The organism is Roseivivax sediminis, from assembly GCF_900112685.1.
Lineage (GTDB): Bacteria > Pseudomonadota > Alphaproteobacteria > Rhodobacterales > Rhodobacteraceae > Roseivivax > Roseivivax sediminis.
In genome coordinates, this window is record NZ_FOMS01000006.1 from 94,215 (window position 1) to 110,542 (window position 16,328).

The window sequence follows — 16,328 nt, forward strand, 5'->3', positions numbered from 1 at the left end:
GATCTGCATCGAGGAGTGCTTTTCAGCAGCGAAACTGTAGAATCCACATCATGAATCAGACACGCCAAATGACGATCTTCTGCGGCGGACCGCTGGAACATGACTCGGAACGTGTCTTCCTGCGCGCCCTCGTCGATCATCTTACTCGAGGCGCGACGGCGGCCGTCATCCTGTGCAATTTTCACCTCAAAGGGCGACAGATCGACTTCGTCGTGGCGACGGAGAATGGCGTCGCACTTGTCGAAGCAAAAGCCACCAAGCTTCCAGTTCGAGGCGAAATCAATGGCGCGTGGGAGCGGCTGTCTCCATCCGGCGAGTGGACGCCGTTCCGCAACCCCTATCAGCAGGCGCTCGATGCCAAGAACCGTCTGCGTGATGCCATGGCTCAGGCAGCGCCCATCGGCGATTTCTACCCGGATGGGTTCGTCGCGATGACCGGCGACCTTCCTGCGGGGTCAACCATCACTGCGGGCGACTTCAAGGTTCGGATCGGGTCGACTGCCGAGGTGCTGGCTGCGTTGGGAGCGACGGGAGGCAGTCCGTGGTCACTGGCGGCCTGGCAGGGCTTTGCGCGGTCCTTGAAGTTGACCGCAACTTCCCTGGACGCCGCGCTGGCAGCCGAAGACTCCTGGGCATTTAGCGAGTGGGCCGAACGCTATCGGCGGGCGTTCGCTGCAGAATACCAGCACGATGGCGATCTATGGATTCCGGAAGATGACGAGCAGGCAGGGGCTCTCATGGCTTCCATCAATGAGCAGGCTGGCAGCTTCTTGTGGGGACCATCCGGCTGTGGCAAGAGCCTCATGGCAAAATGGCTGGGACTTCAGCACACAGCGACCGGCGCCATATGCCTCTTCGTTTCGGCGAAGCTGTTTTCGGGCTCGTGGGCGGAGGCGGTTCAGCGCGAGATTTCGCTGCTCGTTGACTCCTACGATCCGCGGCTCCTGCGCCGGGCCACGCAATTGGGGATACCGATCGTCCTGATCTTCGACGGCTTGAATGAGCTGTCGGCCGAAAATGCGCGCCAAGCACTGCGAGGACTCAAGGCTCTAGCAAGGCGGTATGAGGCGCGGGTTGTCGTTGCGAGCCAGGAGCCACGTCCAGAAGGTCTGGCCGGCCTGAGCAGCGTCAGCGTCGGGAAACCGTCAGAGACATTGAAGGCACGCATCGCCGAACGGGGACATGGCGCCTTGACCTCGGCGGCAAGAGAAGTGCTGCGCAGCGTGCGGAGCGGGTTTGAGGCGCGCATCGTGGGTGAAATCGGTAACGAGTTGCGGTCAAACGTTACGCGCCTTGAACTCGTCGACCAATTCATCCGCACGCGACTGGGACCACATGCGCGTTCGGGTTCGCTGGGCCTCCGACGGCTCGCGGCGCGCCTCACCGACGAAATGGCCTATTCCCTATCGGAGACTGCCTTCGATGAGTTCATGCTGGCACAGCACCTGACTTTCGACGATTGCGAGGCAGTTCTGCGCGCCGGCGTTCTGGAAACTCGAGGCGGCAGGGTGTCCTTCAGTCACGAAATCTTTCAGAGCACGTGCGCCGCTCAAGAACTGGTCAGGCTGGCGCAGACAGATCCCGCCAAACTTGGCGTCCGGTTGGGCACGCCGCTCTTTCGTCCACTGGCCCGCGACATCATCGCCGCTCTCGACACGGAGCCGGCCTGCCGTGCGGTGCTGGAGGAAATCACGGATGCAGACATCATCGCCGATGCAGCGGACGGTGAACTCGGTCCGTTGGCGACAGCGACAGCCTGGGCTATTCTCGAGTCCAGCCACGCCAGTCTTCTCTGCGAGATCGCGCAGTCCAAGCTGGTACTAACGGATGGTGAGGCCTTCAAGCGCCTCGAATGGGAGGGGCACATCGAGCCCCCGGCGACGAGTCGAGCCCGCTTTCAGGCCTTGGGCGTTCGCGCGGCCAAGGGCACGGGCATCAAGGAATACCTGGTTTTGTGCCAGGCGATGGATACAAAACTGGTCGAGGAACGGTCGCGGCTTGCCGAGGCGGCTCGTGCAGGCAACGTCGCCTTGCGCAGTGAAGCTTTCGCATTGGCCTATTATGGCTTCGGACCGCGCCACAACTTCACGCTCGCCGCGACGCAGGCTGACGCAACGAGGTTCACCCATATCATCGGCAATCGCCCGGCGGGGATCACCATGCGGTCCCTTGTCGGCTTGACCTCCGGCGAGCTCCTGTTCGTTCTTAAGCAACGCCATGAGCTGTTTGGCAAGGAGGACATCACGCGATTCACGCGTGAGCTTACCGAGGTATTGCGCACGCGGTGGAGATACGAGCCGTACCATGTTCGGCTGGAGCTGCTGCACATTGTCGGGTTCGTCCGCGATGCTGAGGAGACGGCGAAAGCGGGCCTCATCGAGGCGATCAACGCCCTCGAGATTCATGCCTCGAACTGGGCGTTGAATTCGAGCGTGATCGATGCCCTCAAGATACTGGGGGCACTCGACGACGAGGGCGAAGGGCAGCGCGCTGCCATCCATGACGAGGTCGCGGCTGTGATTGGGGAAGCGGACAGCGACGATATCCGCGAGCAAGCTCTCAGCGTCTACACGCGGATGTTCGATCACCCGTTTGATTGGATCTATGCCGAGGAAGTCTACGCGTTGCCGGAGGAGACCCAGCGTCTGCTCTATCGCCGCGCCTTTCAAGCTGATGGGATCGGCGATTCCCTGAGCGTGAGGTACTTGGCGCAAAGGATCGCAGAATACGAAGAGCCGTCAGACGCTCCATTGTTCTCGAACCTGGCGCGACTTCCGTCCCAGACGAACCCGATGAGCCAAGACGAGATGGCTGCCTTCGTGCTGGCGGTTCGCTTCCTCGCACGACACGCAGCGCCGCTTCCGGTTGTGGAGGCCGAGAACGATGCACAACAATGCATGGTTCTCATCAGAACACTGGTCTATGCGGCCGAGTCCGGCCGCGACGCCGACAGGGAACAGGCCCGCACGGCCTGGGAAGAATTGCACGCGCTCCGTCCGCAACGTGTCATCGGCTGCCTCGCGGAAATAAACGAGCCGTTGGCGGCAAGCCACGTGGCGGAGCGACCACCTAACTATCCAGCGCTTAACCTGGTGGATGTGTTTCCGGTCGACTTGCTCGCGGTCAGCCGGAAGTTGGTTGATGAGGGCGTGCCCCCGACATCGTATCATCGGGTGGGCTTTCGTGATCGGGACCTGCATTTCGCCTTTGGCGTGATTGCGAAGCACGGTGATCGCAACGATCTCCGCAGGCTGCGGCGTGTAAGTGCAGATCACCCGTTCGCGCGAGATGCCATCGAGGTCATCCGCGCAATCGAGACTTCCACAACCGCCGTCAACCGATAGACGCGCGGATTCACCGCTGTATCCTCAAGAGACCGTGGCAATCCACAGTTCCCGCCTCTTCCGATAAGGCGGCGCGCTTATGCTCACCCAAGCAACTTACCCCCTGGCCTTCCTTGAGCTGATCGGGCGTCAGGTCCTCAGACCGGTTGAGCAATGATGAGACAATCTTCATCTGGCCGATCCGCCTCAATCCCTGTCGCGGCTCGCTTTTTGATCGGGTCGTCACTGATAGCGTTTCCATTCGCTACGCCGCCTTTTTCTCGCGATCGTCCTGCAACCGATCAAAGGCGTTGCGGATTGCCAGCGACAGATTGACCTGTACCACGGCCACTGCATTCTTGCGCCCGTCGATATATTCGCGTTCGAGCTGCCGCATTCTCTCTGCAGACTTCGGATCGATCTGAAAGTCGAGGCTATCAACCTCCTCATGAATGGGAACGATGCGCGCGGAAGGCCCTCGTCCAATGATCCGATAATCGGGGCTCGCCGGAAGGCCCTCCCGCGAAACCGGGGAGAATATCTTGATCTTCTCCAGCCCTTGCGAATGGGTCAGGACGAACGCGTGATCCGCGATGTCGATGATGCAGTCGCCCCGGATCGCGATCCCGCGCCGATAGATCGTCGACCGGTTGCGCAGCAGGTAGTGCAGCCAGTAGTCCTGCTCGAAATCGAGTGGCAAATCATTGGGCATCTCACCCCAGGGCAGACCCTTGTGCGGGTTCAACTCGCCGCGGATATAGGCGTTGAGATTCGACGGCAGCCTGCCATTACTGGCGCCAAAATCGTCGGCGAATGCCGCCGCCAGGCGGGCCGATACCAACAGCTCAAATCCGGCGAGATGAAGCGCCCCGATCAACGCGGCGTGCGCGAGGCCGGCGCTGTCGTAGGTGCGGTGACCGGCCTTTCCGGAGCCATCGTTCGTCGACCGAGGCGCCAGCCCCTGGTCCACCAGCAATGCGAAATTCCGGGGGGTCACATCGGCCGCGACGGCGACTTCACGAGAGGTGAAAGCTTCCGCTGCCGACTGTCCGGGGCGCGCCATGATTCGTAACTCCCATTAAGTGGTAGTTATTAACTCCCACAAACTGAGAGTTTGGTCAAGCGCAGGATTCCGCTGCCCTGATTGTCGCGATAGGTCGGGAGTCTGACCGGTGATGTGTATTGCAATTTGCGCTACGCTCGTCTATCTTTCCCTGCAGGAGAAAACCATGGTCACCAACGCTGAACGCAAGGAACACCCGATCTCGATGCGCCTTCCCGAGGCCGACGTCGCTATGATCGATCGCGCCGCCGGCCTGCGCGGCCGCTCGCGCACGGACTTCGTCCGCGAGGCCGCCGTGCGCGCCGCCGAGGATGTGCTGATGGAAAACGGGCTCATTCGCATGAGCCCGGAGGGCTTCGCCGATTTCATGAAGGTCCTGTCCGGACCCGCTACCCCGGTGCCCGAAATCGTTGAACTGGTAAAGCGTCCGGCCCCGTGGGAGCCCGGCTACGGCGCCAAAAGCTGAGCCTTGGTCCTCTCGGCTCCCGAACCGCTCACCGCGGCTCACGACGTTTCCAGGTTCACCTGCGGAAAACCGACCCTCGACCATTGGCTCAAGACCCGGGCGCTTTCCAACCAGGAGAAGGGCTTTACCGCCGTCCTGGTCGTGCACGAGGCGGGGCGTGTGGTCGGCTACTATGGCCTCGCGCCGACCGCCGTCGTTCCCGGCGTCCTGCCGCGGTCCATCCGCACCGGTCAACCCCCCGATCCGGTTCCGTGCCTGCTGCTCGGGCAACTCGCAACCGACATCGGCTGGGCTGGGCGCGGGATCGGTACAGGCCTGCTCAAGCACGCTCTCGAGCGGTGTGTGACCGCGGCAGGGCTGGTCGGCGGTCGCGCGCTGATGGTCAACGCCGTCGACGACGAGGCGGCGGAATTCTGGCGCCGGCGCGGATTCCTTCCATCGAAGGACGATCCCCTGGTCCTGTTCCGCTCGATGGCGGCGATCACCGCCTCGATCGCCGCGGCAAGACGCTGAGGGGCGCGCATGGTCCCTTCGCGATCAACGTTAATGATGAGTTTCAGCAATGCCGAAAGATAAGCGGCCCAAGCCGGCCATTCCATACATTCAGAATGCATCGCCGGCGATCGGCAGCCGCGTCAAGGTCTGGTTCGACAAGGCGTCGAAGGATCTTCTCATCGAAAGCGAAACCGGCGCCATCACGCGCGATATCTACGGCATATGCCTCGACGACGTCGCGTTCGATACCGAGACCACGGCTCGCGGCGCAGTGCGCTGCTTTGCGACAGGACGCCTTCTCGCCGTCCCTGGAACGCGGGAGAGCACCGAGATGGAATGTGAAATAAGACAGGCCGCGCGGGGGCATCCCGACTTCTACTGGTGGCGGGACAAAAAGTGGCCGATCGCCAAGGCGCGCCAGGCCTATATCGCGCCACCCCATGGCGGCTTCCCGACCAGCCTCGCCGTCGATCCCGTCGGAGCCGCAAACCAGTGACCCGCATATTCGATATCGACGGCGACAATCTCGATCCGGGCTTTGTCAACATCAGGGCACGGCAATCCCGGGCCGAACAGGAGATGCACGAGCGCATCGAGGCGATGTGGGAAACCTACGAGCCCTATGCCGATCCCGACTTTCGCCACGGATTCGCGCGCGATGTCGACGGCCGCTTCTGGGAAATGTATCTCGGCTGCACATTGCTGGAAGCCGGGCGCGCGCTTCTACCCGCGGCCGAGCGTCTCCGCGAAGGCGGCCAGCCCGACCTTTGCGTCGTGGAGGACGGCCGCCGCATCTGGATCGAGGCGATCGCGCCAGATGACGGCGAGTCTGGACCGGACCAGATCGCGCGTCCCGTGCCCATCAATGAGGGCGGGGGATTCGCCCCGGCGCCCGTTCGCCAGGCTCAACTTCGCACCACAAGCGCCTTCTGGACGAAATCCCGCAGGATCGCGCGCTATCTGAGCGAGGGCGTCATTGGCAGGGACGATGTCCGCATCATTGCCATCAGCGCGAGCCGTTTCGGGCCGTATGTCGGCGACGATCCGCCCCTGATCATAAGCTCGCTCTTTCCCATCGGCGACGCCTACGTCACCGTTGACCTCGAAACCGGCGACATCGTGGATCAGGGGTTTCATGCTGCGCCCGTCATCGAGCGCGACGGCGATCCGATTCCGCGAACCGCTTTTCTCGACGAGCGCTTTGCCGACATCTCGGGCGTCCTGTGGTCGCGCATCGGGCTCGGCAATATGTCCCGTCGCGTTCGCCCTCTCACCTATGTGCACAACCCGCTTGCACAGCGTCCGCTTCCGGAAGGCTGGGGCGTGTGGGACCGCGAATTCGTCGCGACGCAAGATGGCGACAATTGGCAGGCCGCGGATATTCTCGCTCAAGAGCGTTCTGATCCGACGCCGGTGGCCGAATGACAGGCTCCATTATCGATCTCTGGGATCTGTCGACTTTCGATGCGGCGCTCCTCGCCAGGCTGGGTGAACAGCGTGCGCTTCTCATCGACTATTATAGGACGAGCCGCACCAATTTCCTCGCCCGCGAGGCATCTGACCGACGCGGGCCACCCCCTTCGAATCCGTATGCCGGCGACTATCTGGCGTTTGTCGAAGACCTCGCGACCGACATGGCCGAGCGCACCATTCGCGCATGGCATTATACGCGCCTGACGGATCATGAAATCGGGATCATCCGGGCCGAAGGGATCTGTCCGGCCACCTTGGAGACGGTGCAGCAGCGGATCGCCGGTCTGGTCGCCAGCGGCGATCTGGCCGCCGAGGAGGCTCAATTCTTCTTCGATTCGAGCCCGTTCCACGACGACGAATTCGGCGGCCGGAACGGGAAGTTCTGGATGGTGTCGCATCCGCTCCCGCGAGACGACGGCGGCGTCACCTCCCTTCTCGCACATTGGGGCGGTGAGTCCGTCTACTTCAATCATCATGAGGGCGACGCCATCGACAAGCTGTCGTCCATCGGTCGCGCGCGTGTGCTGGAGATCGCGGTCCCTCTCCATGTCACGCGTCATGTCTATGACGCGGCCAGGTCCGTCACGCAGCACTATGGCCGCTCCCTTGGGTGCCATACCGATTGGGGAATGTTCGACCTCTACGCTGCGTTTCCCCTCAGTCCGGACGCAGTGCTCCGCGTCCACAGTGATGGCGAGACCGATTTTGGATTGCTCGGCCGCAGCTACCCGCAGACTTTCAAGCCCCGCGAAGAAATGGATCGAGTCCCCCTCCATCCCGGCATGAACGCAGTCTGCTCACGCAACGCTCCTTAGAACTTCTCGACGAGATCGGTAGGAGGGGAAGGCCTTCCCCTGCGGCCGAGCCTGTAGTCTTGGCCGACCCCTTCTGCGGGGAGACCCCGCAACGCCCTCCGTAGAGGGAGAGTTTGGAGGGGTTTTTCGTGACGGGTTGGAAGCTGGAGGAGAGACCTCCGGCGCCCGTCGCGGAGAACCGCGATGACGAGACATGACCGCAGCGTTCGCGCCGGCTCAGCCCGGACGAGCCTCTATGATGAGATCACCGACAAGATCGTGGCCGAACTGGAGGGCGGCCGCGTGCCCTGGGTCCAGCCCTGGGGGAGCGCGGCGGCCAAGGCGCCGCTCGCCATGCCGAGAAACGCCGCGACCGGCCGGCAATATTCCGGGATCAATGTGCTGATCCTGTGGGGCGCCGTGATCGAGCACGGTTTTTCGGGCCAGAGCTGGCTGACTTTCCGCCAGGCCGTGCGACGTGCAAGTCGCATGAAAGGAGTGACCCATGGGTCCATGAGTAGTGTTCAACTCTGTCGCCGCTTTCCCCATGCGGCGCTGGTAACGGCGCGGTGTGAAGCGGGAATGGAAGCCTAAGATGGAAATGCAGCCAACGCATTTCGTCGGGCGAGGCGAAGGTCGGAAGGGCGAACGCAAGTGAATTCTCATTGAAACGCGTCGTGAGGAAGTAAGGCCGTAATCGTTGGTTGACACGGCCGAGCTGGGCAAATGCGAACTGGGGTGTGTTTGGCCCCACCGCGAACACCGCGCCCCGGCGTACGGAGAGCGCCCGCCCCGACCGCATCTCCTTCATGTGGAACACGGAAACCCCGATGGGAACCGGCGGCAGCGTCGGTAGGCGGACCGTAAGGGAAGCTGAATGCCCAGCGGGAACAGGAAGACCCAAGAAGCGAATGCCGGCAGATCGAAAGGTCAGGGAAATCCATAACCCGCCGGATAGGGCGATGCCCAAGCTGAAAGGCTGCTGACGTGGGTCTGGTGAACCGCCCGAAGACGTTGTGACGATTGCTAACCGAGGGAAAAGTTAGGTGCGGAATTCTTCTGCAAACGGAACCAAGGGACAGACCGACTGGAATGCCGTGAACTGGCGGCAGGTCAATCGGCGCGTTCGCAATCTGAGACAGCGCATCTTCCGGGCGTCCCGTGAGAACGACCTTGCAAAGGTCCGTTCTTTACAGAACCTGATGCTCAGGAGTTACTCGAACACGCTGAAAAGCGTGCGACAGGTCACTCAGGAGAACAAGGGAAAGTACACTGCTGGCGTAGACGGTATCGTCACGACGACCGTCGCGGAGCGCAACGAATTGACCGACGACCTCATGTCGGCACAGCCGTGGCGAGCAGCGCCAGCGCGTAGGGTGTATATTCCGAAGGTAGGCGGAAAGCTGCGTCCCCTTGGCATCCCCACCATCCGTGACCGCGCTTTGCAGGCACGGGTGAAAAACGCGCTCGAACCCTACTGGGAGGCTCGCTTCGAACCTTGCAGCTATGGGTTCAGGCCGGGACGGGGATGCCACGATGCCATTGCCAGAATCTATAATGTCGCCGCACCAGTGCGCCGACGGAAATGGGTTCTCGATGCCGACATCAAAGGGGCGTTCGATAATATCGACCATGAATTCCTGCTCAATGCTGTCGACGGATTCCCGGCAAGGGAACTCATCCGTCAGTGGCTGAAAGCGGGGTACATGGAGCGCGGGGTCTTCCACGACACCGACAGCGGTACGCCGCAAGGTGGCGTGATCAGTCCTCTGCTCGCCAACATCGCCCTGCACGGCATGGAAGCTGCGGTTGGTGTGAAATACATCACCCGTGGCGACAATGTCGGCAAGCGATGCTTGATTCGCTATGCGGACGATTTTGTCGTCTTCTGCGATAGCGAGGAAGATGCTCGTCAGGCTCGGGTGGAGCTATCCGCCTGGCTGGCAGCGCGGGGCCTTGTCCTCTCAGACGAGAAGACACGGATAGTGCATCTATCCGACGGGTTCGACTTCCTCGGCTTCAACATCCGCCAATATCGGGCTCCGGAAACCCGGTGGGGTTGGAAACTGTTGATCAAGCCTTCTCGGAAATCGGTGAAGTCGCTGAAAGCCCGGATGGTACGGGAATGGCGAGGGCTGGACGGTCAGAACATTGTCACCGTTCTCACTCGACTGAATCCGATCATACGTGGTTGGAGCAACTATTATCGGAGCGTTGTATCGAAACGGCTATTTGCCCAGCTTGACAGTTGGACCTTCGGCAAGGAGGTTCGCTGGGCACGGAAGACACATCCGAAGAAGCCGTGGTACTGGGTCAGGCGCAAATACTGGGGCAAACTGCACCCCAAGAGGATGGACTACTGGGTCTTTGGCGATGCTGCCGGAGATCATGGGCGTCTCATCAAGTTTGCGTGGACTCCGATCGTTCGTCATATCCTCGTCAAAGGGGGCTCGTCGCCAGATGATCCTGCCCTCCAAGATTACTGGAAATGGCGGCGTTCGCGTCGACATGCCGAGCTCTCCGGCCGGCAACAGGTTCTCGCCAAGGAACAAGGGGGCGTGTGCTTCCGCTGCGGCGAGACCCTGCACAACGACGAGGCCCTGTGCGCCCACCATATCATGGCACCACGCCTTGGTGGAAAACGCACACTCGATAACCAGCGTCTTATGCACCTCTACTGCCATCTCCAAGCCCTCGCGGCCGAGAGGAGTGAACGGGATCGCAAGCGGTTTGCTTGAGCCGTGTGCGGGGTAACTCGCAAGCACGGTTCTGAGGGGGCGGGGCAGCGGTAACGCTGCCCTGCTACCCGACCTCGCGCTCGGCGGCAATGTGCGCAAGGGCGAACGCGGCACGACCGTCGTCTATGCCGATCGCTTCACCCCCGAGGACGAGAGGCGGCGCGCCCGTGAGACGGGCGAGGAAGCGCAGGCCATTCCGTTCCTCAAGCGCTTCACGGTCTTCAATGCCGCGCAATGCGAGAACCTCCCCGAAGAAATCGCGGCGGCCGCGCCGCCGCCCGATTCCGGCCTGATCGAGCCGAGGGTCGAGGCACTGATTGCGGCCACCGGCATCGACTTCCGCATCGGCGGCAACCGCGCCTTCTACGTTCCCGCGCATGACTATGTGATGGTCCCACCGCCGCAGGCCTTCTTCGAGCCGATCAATTGGCATCGCACCGCCCTGCACGAATGTTCCCATGCCAGCGGCGCCCCCAGGCGTCTGAACCGCGATCTCTCCGGTTCCTTCGGTTCGAAGAAATACGCCTTCGAGGAACTGGTGGCCGAGATTTCGGCGGCGTTCTGCTGCGCCGCGCTCGGCATCGTGCCGACCGTCCGGCACGCCGATTACATCGGTTCCTGGCTCGAGGTCATGCGCGAGGACAATCGCGCCGTCGTCCGCGCCGCGTCGCAGGCCAGCAAGGCGGCCGACTGGCTGCTGGCCCATCTGCCTGACGATGACGCTGCGAGCGGCGATGCAGCCATCGCGAACGACGGGAGGGTCGCGGCATGATCCTCCTGACCGACGAACTGCGCGCAAGGCTTCTCGCCAATGGCCGTCAACGCGATGTCGACCACATCCCGGTGGTCAAGTTCTTCAATCCCGTCGGCGAGGGTGTCTGGCTCGCGGCCGAACTGGACGCGGACGGCGACACCATGTTCGGCTTGGCCGATATCGGCTGCCCCGAACTCGGAAGCTGGAGCCTCCGCGAGATGGAAGCGGTCCGGCTGCCCCTCGGCCTGGGAATCGAGCGGGACGTCCTCTTCACTGGAGACTTCCCGATCACGGTCTGGGCCGAGGCGGCGCGCCAGGCCGGCAGTATCCGGGCGGCCGAGCGCATCCTCTACGCCCGTTCTTCCGGTGGCGGGGCGCCGGACCGGAAAACCGCCGACACGGAAAATCGCAAAACCTGAATGCCGATCGCCCGGTTCCGCGATGCTGCGCCGCTCTCTTAGAGGAAGAGGGCGGCGCTTCGCTTCGTGACGGGTTTTCAGACCGAGAGAGAGGCTTTCGGCGCCCGTCGCGGAGTTGAGAACATGGCTACTGCCGCTCAGAAAATCACCCTGTCGTCCTCGCGCGACATTCCCTTCAACAAGCTGGTGCTGTCCCAGTCCAATGTCCGGCGCGTCAAGGCGGGCGTCTCGGTCGAGGAACTCGCCGAGTCCATCGTCCGGCGCGGCCTGATCCAGTCGCTGCACGTCCGGCCGGTGATCGATGCTGATGGCCAAGAGACCGGCATGTTCGAGGTGCCGGCCGGCGGGCGCCGCTACCGGGCACTCGAACTGCTGGTGAAGCAGAAGCGCCTCAACAAGACCGCGCCGGTGCCCTGTGTCGTCTCGGAGGCCGGTGGCGATATCCTCATCGACGAGGTGTCGCTGGCCGAAAATATCGAGCGCGCCCCGCTCCATCCGCTCGACCAGTTCCGCGCCTTCTTGGGCCTCCGCGAGAAGGGCATGACCGAAGAGGCCATCGCCGCGGCCTTCTTCGTCGACGTGAAGGTCGTTAAGCAGCGCCTGCGTCTCGCATCCGTCTCGCCGACGCTGCTCGAAACCTATGCCGAGGACGGCATAACGCTCGAACAGCTCATGGCCTTCACCGTCTCGGAGGACCATGCCCGACAGGAACAGGTCTGGGCGGCGATCAAGGATAGCTGGCAGAAGGAGCCCTATACCATCCGCCGGATGCTGACCGAAACCGCAGTGCGGGCCTCCGACAAACGGGCCGTTTTCGTTGGCGTGGAGGCCTATGAAGAAGCTGGCGGCATCGTGCTGCGCGACCTTTTCCAGTCCGACGATGGGGGCTGGTTGCAGGACCCGGTGCTGCTCGATCAGCTGGTGGCCAAGAAGCTGAAGGCCGAAGCGGAGACCATTGCCGCCGAGGGCTGGAAATGGATCGAGGTCGCTGTGAGCTTCCCCTATGGCCACCAGCATGGGCTGCGGCAGCTTGTCGGCACCACGGTCGATCTGACCGAGGAAGAGCGCACAATCCGCGAGGCGCTGCGGGATGAATACGACCGGATCGAAGCCGAATATGGTGAGGCCGATGAGCTTCCCGACGAGATCGACGAGCGGCTGGGCGAGATCGAACAGGCGCTCGACGCTTTCGAGCGGCGCCCGACGATCTACGATCCGGACGATATCGCCGTCGCCGGCGCCTTCGTCAGCATCGATGCGGATGGGTCCCTGTCGGTGGATCGCGGCTATGTCCGCCCCGAGGATGAACGCCCGGTCGGATCCGATGGCGCTGACGCATCGGAGCCTGGTGGCGATGCTGACCAGTCGGATGGATCCACCGGCCAGCGTGCCGTCATCACGATCGGCGGCCAGCCCGCCGAGCCGGAGGAAGACGAGGATGACGGCGTTAAGCCGCTGCCCGAACGTCTCGTCATCGAGCTGACCGCGCATCGCACCCTGGCGCTGCGCAACGCCGTCGCCGAACACCCGGATGTCGCCATGACCCTGTTGCTGCACAAGCTGGTCAGTGACACCTTCCGGCGCACCGCGCCGACCGGATGCCTCGAGGCCAGCGTGCGCCATGTCTTCTTTTCCGCGCAGCCGGAGGAGTTGAAGGACAGCGCAGCTGCCCGCGAAATTGCCGAGCGGCATGAACGCTGGGGCGATCACGTCCCGGCCGACGATCAGGCGCTCTGGGACTGGCTGACCGATCTCGACGACGCCTCGCGCCTCGATCTGCTCGCCCATTGCGTCAGCTTCGGGGTCAACGCGCTGTTCGAGCGGCCGAACCCCTATGGCGGAACCGGCGTCAGCCAGCACGGGCTCGACGTCCGTCTGGCGCAGGCCGACCGCCTCCAGCACGCCACGGGCCTCGACATGGTGGCAGCAGGCTGGAAGCCGACCGTCGGCAACTATCTCGGCCGCGTCACCAAGGCGCGCATTCTCGAAGCCGTCCGCGAAGGCGCGGGCGAGCAGGCCGCCCAGCTTATCGACCACATGAAGAAGGGCGACATGGCGACCGAGGCAGAGCGGCTCCTGGCCGATACCGGCTGGCTGCCCGAGCCGCTGCGCGTGGCCGATCTCGACGGCGAGCCGGTCGAGGGCGGTGCCGAGGCTGGCAATGAGGACTTGCCGGAATTCCTCGCCGGGGATGACGCGGAAAGTGCCGCAGACGGTGACGAAGAAGAACACCTCGTCGCTGCCGAGTGACCGTTTTGGCGGGGCGGTTCCGGCCGCCCCGCACGATCTCTCGTCCGTCTACGGCCGCGCGTCTACTCTTCACGCCAGACAGGCAGGGCTGTCGTTCCAGCAGACGGACCAAGGGCATGCTTCGACAGCGCAATCATGCCCGGCGAAAGCGGGGCATCATGGATAGAGCTGAACCAGGGGACCGCAGCACTTTTTGAATTTCTTGCCGCTTGTACAAAAACAGGGGTCATTCGGCCGCGTCGCCCGGGCAAGATCCACGAACACGGCGGCCAAGCTGTTCTGTATGTCGCGCCCCAAGGCGGAAAGATAAGATCGCTCAAGCGTAACCTGGTTGCCTGTCGAGTTGTCCTCGATTGCCTGCTGCAACCTGTCTGCGGCAGCGATCCAACCGTCGACACTGGAAAACACTCCAGAACTTCGCTTGATGTTGATCCGGCGCTTTTGGGAGGCGAAGTCATAAGTCTGCGTCGGATCCGGAAGAAAGAGAATCCGCTGCTCTCCGTTAATGGCTGGCGTTATGTCGACCAGCGTGCCGTCTTTCTCCCAAATCGCGTGGTGTTCGGCTTCCACGAAGACACGCGGCCACTCCCAGATGAGCCAGCCATAGACGAGTGTCCCACCCTCAATTGCGACTTTGGCCGCTACATTGTTGAAGCATTCCGAACGCACGGCGGCGGCGTCCGGCGCGACCGGCAGGTAGACCGGGTCATCTTTCGGGTTGATATCGCGACAGAACGCCCGAATCGCCGAATTCAGCGATTCTGGCGTCGTCGTGAAGTTCTTTTTGAAAAGATCGGTGCTGATCGCGGGCACTGCGCACGTCCATTGAGCGATTTCGAGAATCCATCACGGTCGAGGAATGACGATAACGGTCTCGATACCGAGCTCACGGGCTCTCTGTTCAGCCCTCTTTATCGTCTCGTCCAGGCGCATATCGAACGGCCCCGATCCGCCCCAGTCCTTCTCGTCGCTGACAAAGAAGTAGCCCTTATCCATCCTGGGCATGCCGTCCTGGTGCACATGCACCACGATGTGCCGTTCCGACGGCCTGTTTGTTTCTGTCCATAGAATAGAGACCATTCCACCCCTCGGAGAATCACCGTTCCCGTTCCGTTCGCATGCAGATATAGCATCTTCCGCTTCGACTCACACGGAAGTTCTCTGCGTTTCTCTCGCTCCCAGCCACGGGGCGTGCCGGACCCGTATTCGTTTCCGGCAATGACTTCGAGACCGATTTACAATGCTCGTGGCACCATCAGGTTCGGTTCGCTGATTCGTTCGGCGGTGCGAGGAGGCACATGGAGATCGAGGCCAAGACCATAGAGGCGATTTGGCAGGCCTTGCAAAGACCGGCGCCGGTCACGCCCCGCCGGCCGAATACGATGGACAAACGCATTGCGGAAGAGGGATGGGCATCGGACGCCGAACTGGAGGACTATCTGCTTTCACAGGATCGCCGCCTCGATCCCCCGGCGGTCATTGATCTCAAGACGCTCGCAGCGGCATTGAGCCTGCCATCTCGTTGGGTGTTTCCGCGACCGGCGCGGCGAAATGACGAGGTCTACGGCTTTCAGAAGCTTTCGGCCGTCGACGCGGCCGCACTCTGCATCTGGCTGGAGAGGCTGGGCTTCCGCATCGATGTCTCCGAACTTTGCGATCGCCTCCGCGGGCGACTAACGGCTTCGCCCTATGTGACCGGCGAGGAAATCTCGGTTCTCTTCTACCAGGAAAACCGCCACCGATTGGAACCCGTCACATTGACCGCACCCCATCGCGAATGGAACGGCCGGAAAACAACGCGATTCAAGACACCTCACGGCTATCGGGTGGAGTATGTGGCGGATACTGACGGTCAAGCACTATGGCTGACGGTCCGTGCGCCCAAGTACCGCAAGCGCCCGGAATCCAAAGCTGTCGAATGCCCCGATTGCGGCATGACCTATGTCAAAGGATCCCGCACCGACGAGCAGTCGCATCGGTCATTCCACCGCAAGCGCTTCTCGATCATCGAGCCTCGACCCCATAGGCGTTTCATGCAGGCGCTGGAGCGGGATTTGGATGCCGCATGGGTTGACGCGGCTTCGCCGAAATGGAAGCGCCAGGAAGTGTATGATCGAGCGCTCGAGTTCAAACGCGAGCTCGGGTACGACTTTCCGCAATGGGCTCTTGATGCCGGTCACGACCCCGACGCTGTCGGATTTCTGTTCTTCGATGTTGATGGACGCATCATCGGCGCTTGTTCCTTCCGGCCACAGGGCCACCCGGGCGAGAGACCCTGGCGACTCGACTGGATTTGGCTTTGCCCGAGCGCACGCCGAAAAGGGCATCTCGGCCGACAATGGGATCGCTTTCGGCAGCGCTTCGGGGTGTTCGATGTCGAGCCACCGATTTCGGAAGCGATGCAGGCCTTTCTGCGAAAGCGCGGTTGCGCCCATTTGATCCGATAGAGGACCCTTCGGGGCAGTTCGAGTGAGAGGTGGGCCGGGACGGGTTTGAGCCCGTGCGGTCGAGAGAGAGCACCAGCGGGTTCGTCCCGTTCCCGCTCTCCCGAGG

Annotated in this window: 15 protein-coding genes; 12 read left to right on the plus strand and 3 right to left on the minus strand. The window is 62.4% G+C overall.

Annotated elements, in window-relative coordinates; translation table 11 throughout:
* Positions 1-50: 50 nt before the first annotated feature.
* On the plus strand, positions 51-3,344 hold the full coding sequence (locus tag F3H57_RS10790) for an NERD domain-containing protein (RefSeq protein WP_149755928.1): 3,294 nt from the start codon (positions 51-53) through the stop codon (positions 3,342-3,344).
* 244 nt (positions 3,345-3,588) lie between these two features.
* On the opposite strand, the gene F3H57_RS10795 is transcribed toward F3H57_RS10790, so the two are convergent.
* Positions 3,589-4,386: a hypothetical protein gene (locus F3H57_RS10795; RefSeq protein ID WP_149755929.1), complete on the minus strand. Its 798-nt coding sequence runs from the start codon at positions 4,384-4,386 to the stop codon at positions 3,589-3,591.
* A gap of 166 nt (positions 4,387-4,552) precedes the next feature.
* Between F3H57_RS10795 and F3H57_RS10800 the strand changes: the two genes are divergently transcribed.
* The 10 genes from F3H57_RS10800 (at position 4,553) to F3H57_RS10845 (ending at position 13,775) form a co-directional block, all read left to right on the plus strand.
* Positions 4,553-4,852, plus strand: coding sequence for a type II toxin-antitoxin system TacA family antitoxin (locus F3H57_RS10800; protein ID WP_149755930.1), 300 nt, complete (start codon positions 4,553-4,555; stop codon positions 4,850-4,852).
* A 3-nt stretch (positions 4,853-4,855) separates the two neighbouring features.
* A complete protein-coding gene (locus F3H57_RS10805; RefSeq protein ID WP_149755931.1) occupies positions 4,856-5,365 on the plus strand; it encodes a GNAT family N-acetyltransferase in 510 nt (169 codons plus the stop codon).
* Positions 5,366-5,414: 49 nt separating this feature from the next.
* A complete protein-coding gene (locus F3H57_RS10810) occupies positions 5,415-5,843 on the plus strand; it encodes a hypothetical protein (RefSeq protein ID WP_149755932.1) in 429 nt (142 codons plus the stop codon).
* Positions 5,840-6,772, plus strand: a complete 933-nt coding sequence (locus tag F3H57_RS10815; protein ID WP_149755933.1) for a hypothetical protein — start codon at positions 5,840-5,842, stop codon at positions 6,770-6,772. The genes F3H57_RS10810 and F3H57_RS10815 overlap by 4 nt, the downstream gene beginning before the upstream one ends.
* On the plus strand, positions 6,769-7,635 hold the full coding sequence (locus F3H57_RS10820) for a hypothetical protein (RefSeq protein ID WP_149755934.1): 867 nt from the start codon (positions 6,769-6,771) through the stop codon (positions 7,633-7,635). The genes F3H57_RS10815 and F3H57_RS10820 overlap by 4 nt, the downstream gene beginning before the upstream one ends.
* A 183-nt stretch (positions 7,636-7,818) precedes the next feature.
* Complete coding sequence (locus F3H57_RS10825) at positions 7,819-8,208, plus strand: ArdC-like ssDNA-binding domain-containing protein (RefSeq protein WP_262504508.1); 390 nt, start codon at positions 7,819-7,821, stop codon at positions 8,206-8,208.
* 452 nt (positions 8,209-8,660) lie between these two features.
* Positions 8,661-10,352, plus strand: a complete 1,692-nt coding sequence (ltrA, locus tag F3H57_RS10830) for a group II intron reverse transcriptase/maturase (RefSeq protein ID WP_149755935.1) — start codon at positions 8,661-8,663, stop codon at positions 10,350-10,352.
* Between the two features lie 61 nt (positions 10,353-10,413).
* On the plus strand, positions 10,414-11,124 hold the full coding sequence (locus F3H57_RS10835) for a zincin-like metallopeptidase domain-containing protein (RefSeq protein WP_262504511.1): 711 nt from the start codon (positions 10,414-10,416) through the stop codon (positions 11,122-11,124).
* Entirely contained in the window at positions 11,121-11,525 is a 405-nt protein-coding gene (locus tag F3H57_RS10840; RefSeq protein ID WP_149755936.1) for a DUF2958 domain-containing protein, read from the plus strand. Before F3H57_RS10835 ends, F3H57_RS10840 begins: the two co-directional genes overlap by 4 nt.
* A gap of 123 nt (positions 11,526-11,648) precedes the next feature.
* Positions 11,649-13,775, plus strand: coding sequence for a ParB/RepB/Spo0J family partition protein (locus F3H57_RS10845; protein WP_149755937.1), 2,127 nt, complete (start codon positions 11,649-11,651; stop codon positions 13,773-13,775).
* Between the two features lie 156 nt (positions 13,776-13,931).
* Here the strand turns inward: F3H57_RS10845 and F3H57_RS10850 are convergent, their stop codons facing one another.
* Together F3H57_RS10850 and F3H57_RS22210 are read right to left on the minus strand one after the other, a co-directional pair.
* Positions 13,932-14,588, minus strand: coding sequence for an SEC-C metal-binding domain-containing protein (locus tag F3H57_RS10850; RefSeq protein WP_188129660.1), 657 nt, complete (start codon positions 14,586-14,588; stop codon positions 13,932-13,934).
* A gap of 33 nt (positions 14,589-14,621) precedes the next feature.
* The gene (locus F3H57_RS22210; RefSeq protein ID WP_188129661.1) at positions 14,622-14,771 is read right to left on the minus strand and encodes a hypothetical protein; all 150 of its coding nucleotides are present in this window, start codon (positions 14,769-14,771) and stop codon (positions 14,622-14,624) included.
* A gap of 302 nt (positions 14,772-15,073) precedes the next feature.
* Here F3H57_RS22210 and F3H57_RS10855 point away from each other — a divergent pair, with 302 nt between their 5' ends.
* A complete protein-coding gene (locus tag F3H57_RS10855) occupies positions 15,074-16,222 on the plus strand; it encodes a hypothetical protein (RefSeq protein WP_149755939.1) in 1,149 nt (382 codons plus the stop codon).
* Positions 16,223-16,328 lie beyond the last annotated feature (106 nt).

What these genes read in the sequence shown, in the direction of transcription:
- F3H57_RS10795 (WP_149755929.1), bottom strand. Translation starts at nt 4,386, where the DNA reads ATGGCGCGCCCCGGACAGTCGGCAGCGGAAGCTTTCACCTCTCGTGAA.
- F3H57_RS22210 (WP_188129661.1), bottom strand. Translation starts at nt 14,771, where the DNA reads ATGGATAAGGGCTACTTCTTTGTCAGCGACGAGAAGGACTGGGGCGGA.
- F3H57_RS10820 (WP_149755934.1), top strand. Translation starts at nt 6,769, where the DNA reads ATGACAGGCTCCATTATCGATCTCTGGGATCTGTCGACTTTCGATGCG.
- F3H57_RS10800 (WP_149755930.1), top strand. Translation starts at nt 4,553, where the DNA reads ATGGTCACCAACGCTGAACGCAAGGAACACCCGATCTCGATGCGCCTT.
- F3H57_RS10840 (WP_149755936.1), top strand. Translation starts at nt 11,121, where the DNA reads ATGATCCTCCTGACCGACGAACTGCGCGCAAGGCTTCTCGCCAATGGC.
- F3H57_RS10825 (WP_262504508.1), top strand. Translation starts at nt 7,819, where the DNA reads ATGACGAGACATGACCGCAGCGTTCGCGCCGGCTCAGCCCGGACGAGC.
- F3H57_RS10810 (WP_149755932.1), top strand. Translation starts at nt 5,415, where the DNA reads ATGCCGAAAGATAAGCGGCCCAAGCCGGCCATTCCATACATTCAGAAT.
- F3H57_RS10855 (WP_149755939.1), top strand. Translation starts at nt 15,074, where the DNA reads ATGGAGATCGAGGCCAAGACCATAGAGGCGATTTGGCAGGCCTTGCAA.
- F3H57_RS10845 (WP_149755937.1), top strand. Translation starts at nt 11,649, where the DNA reads ATGGCTACTGCCGCTCAGAAAATCACCCTGTCGTCCTCGCGCGACATT.
- F3H57_RS10790 (WP_149755928.1), top strand. Translation starts at nt 51, where the DNA reads ATGAATCAGACACGCCAAATGACGATCTTCTGCGGCGGACCGCTGGAA.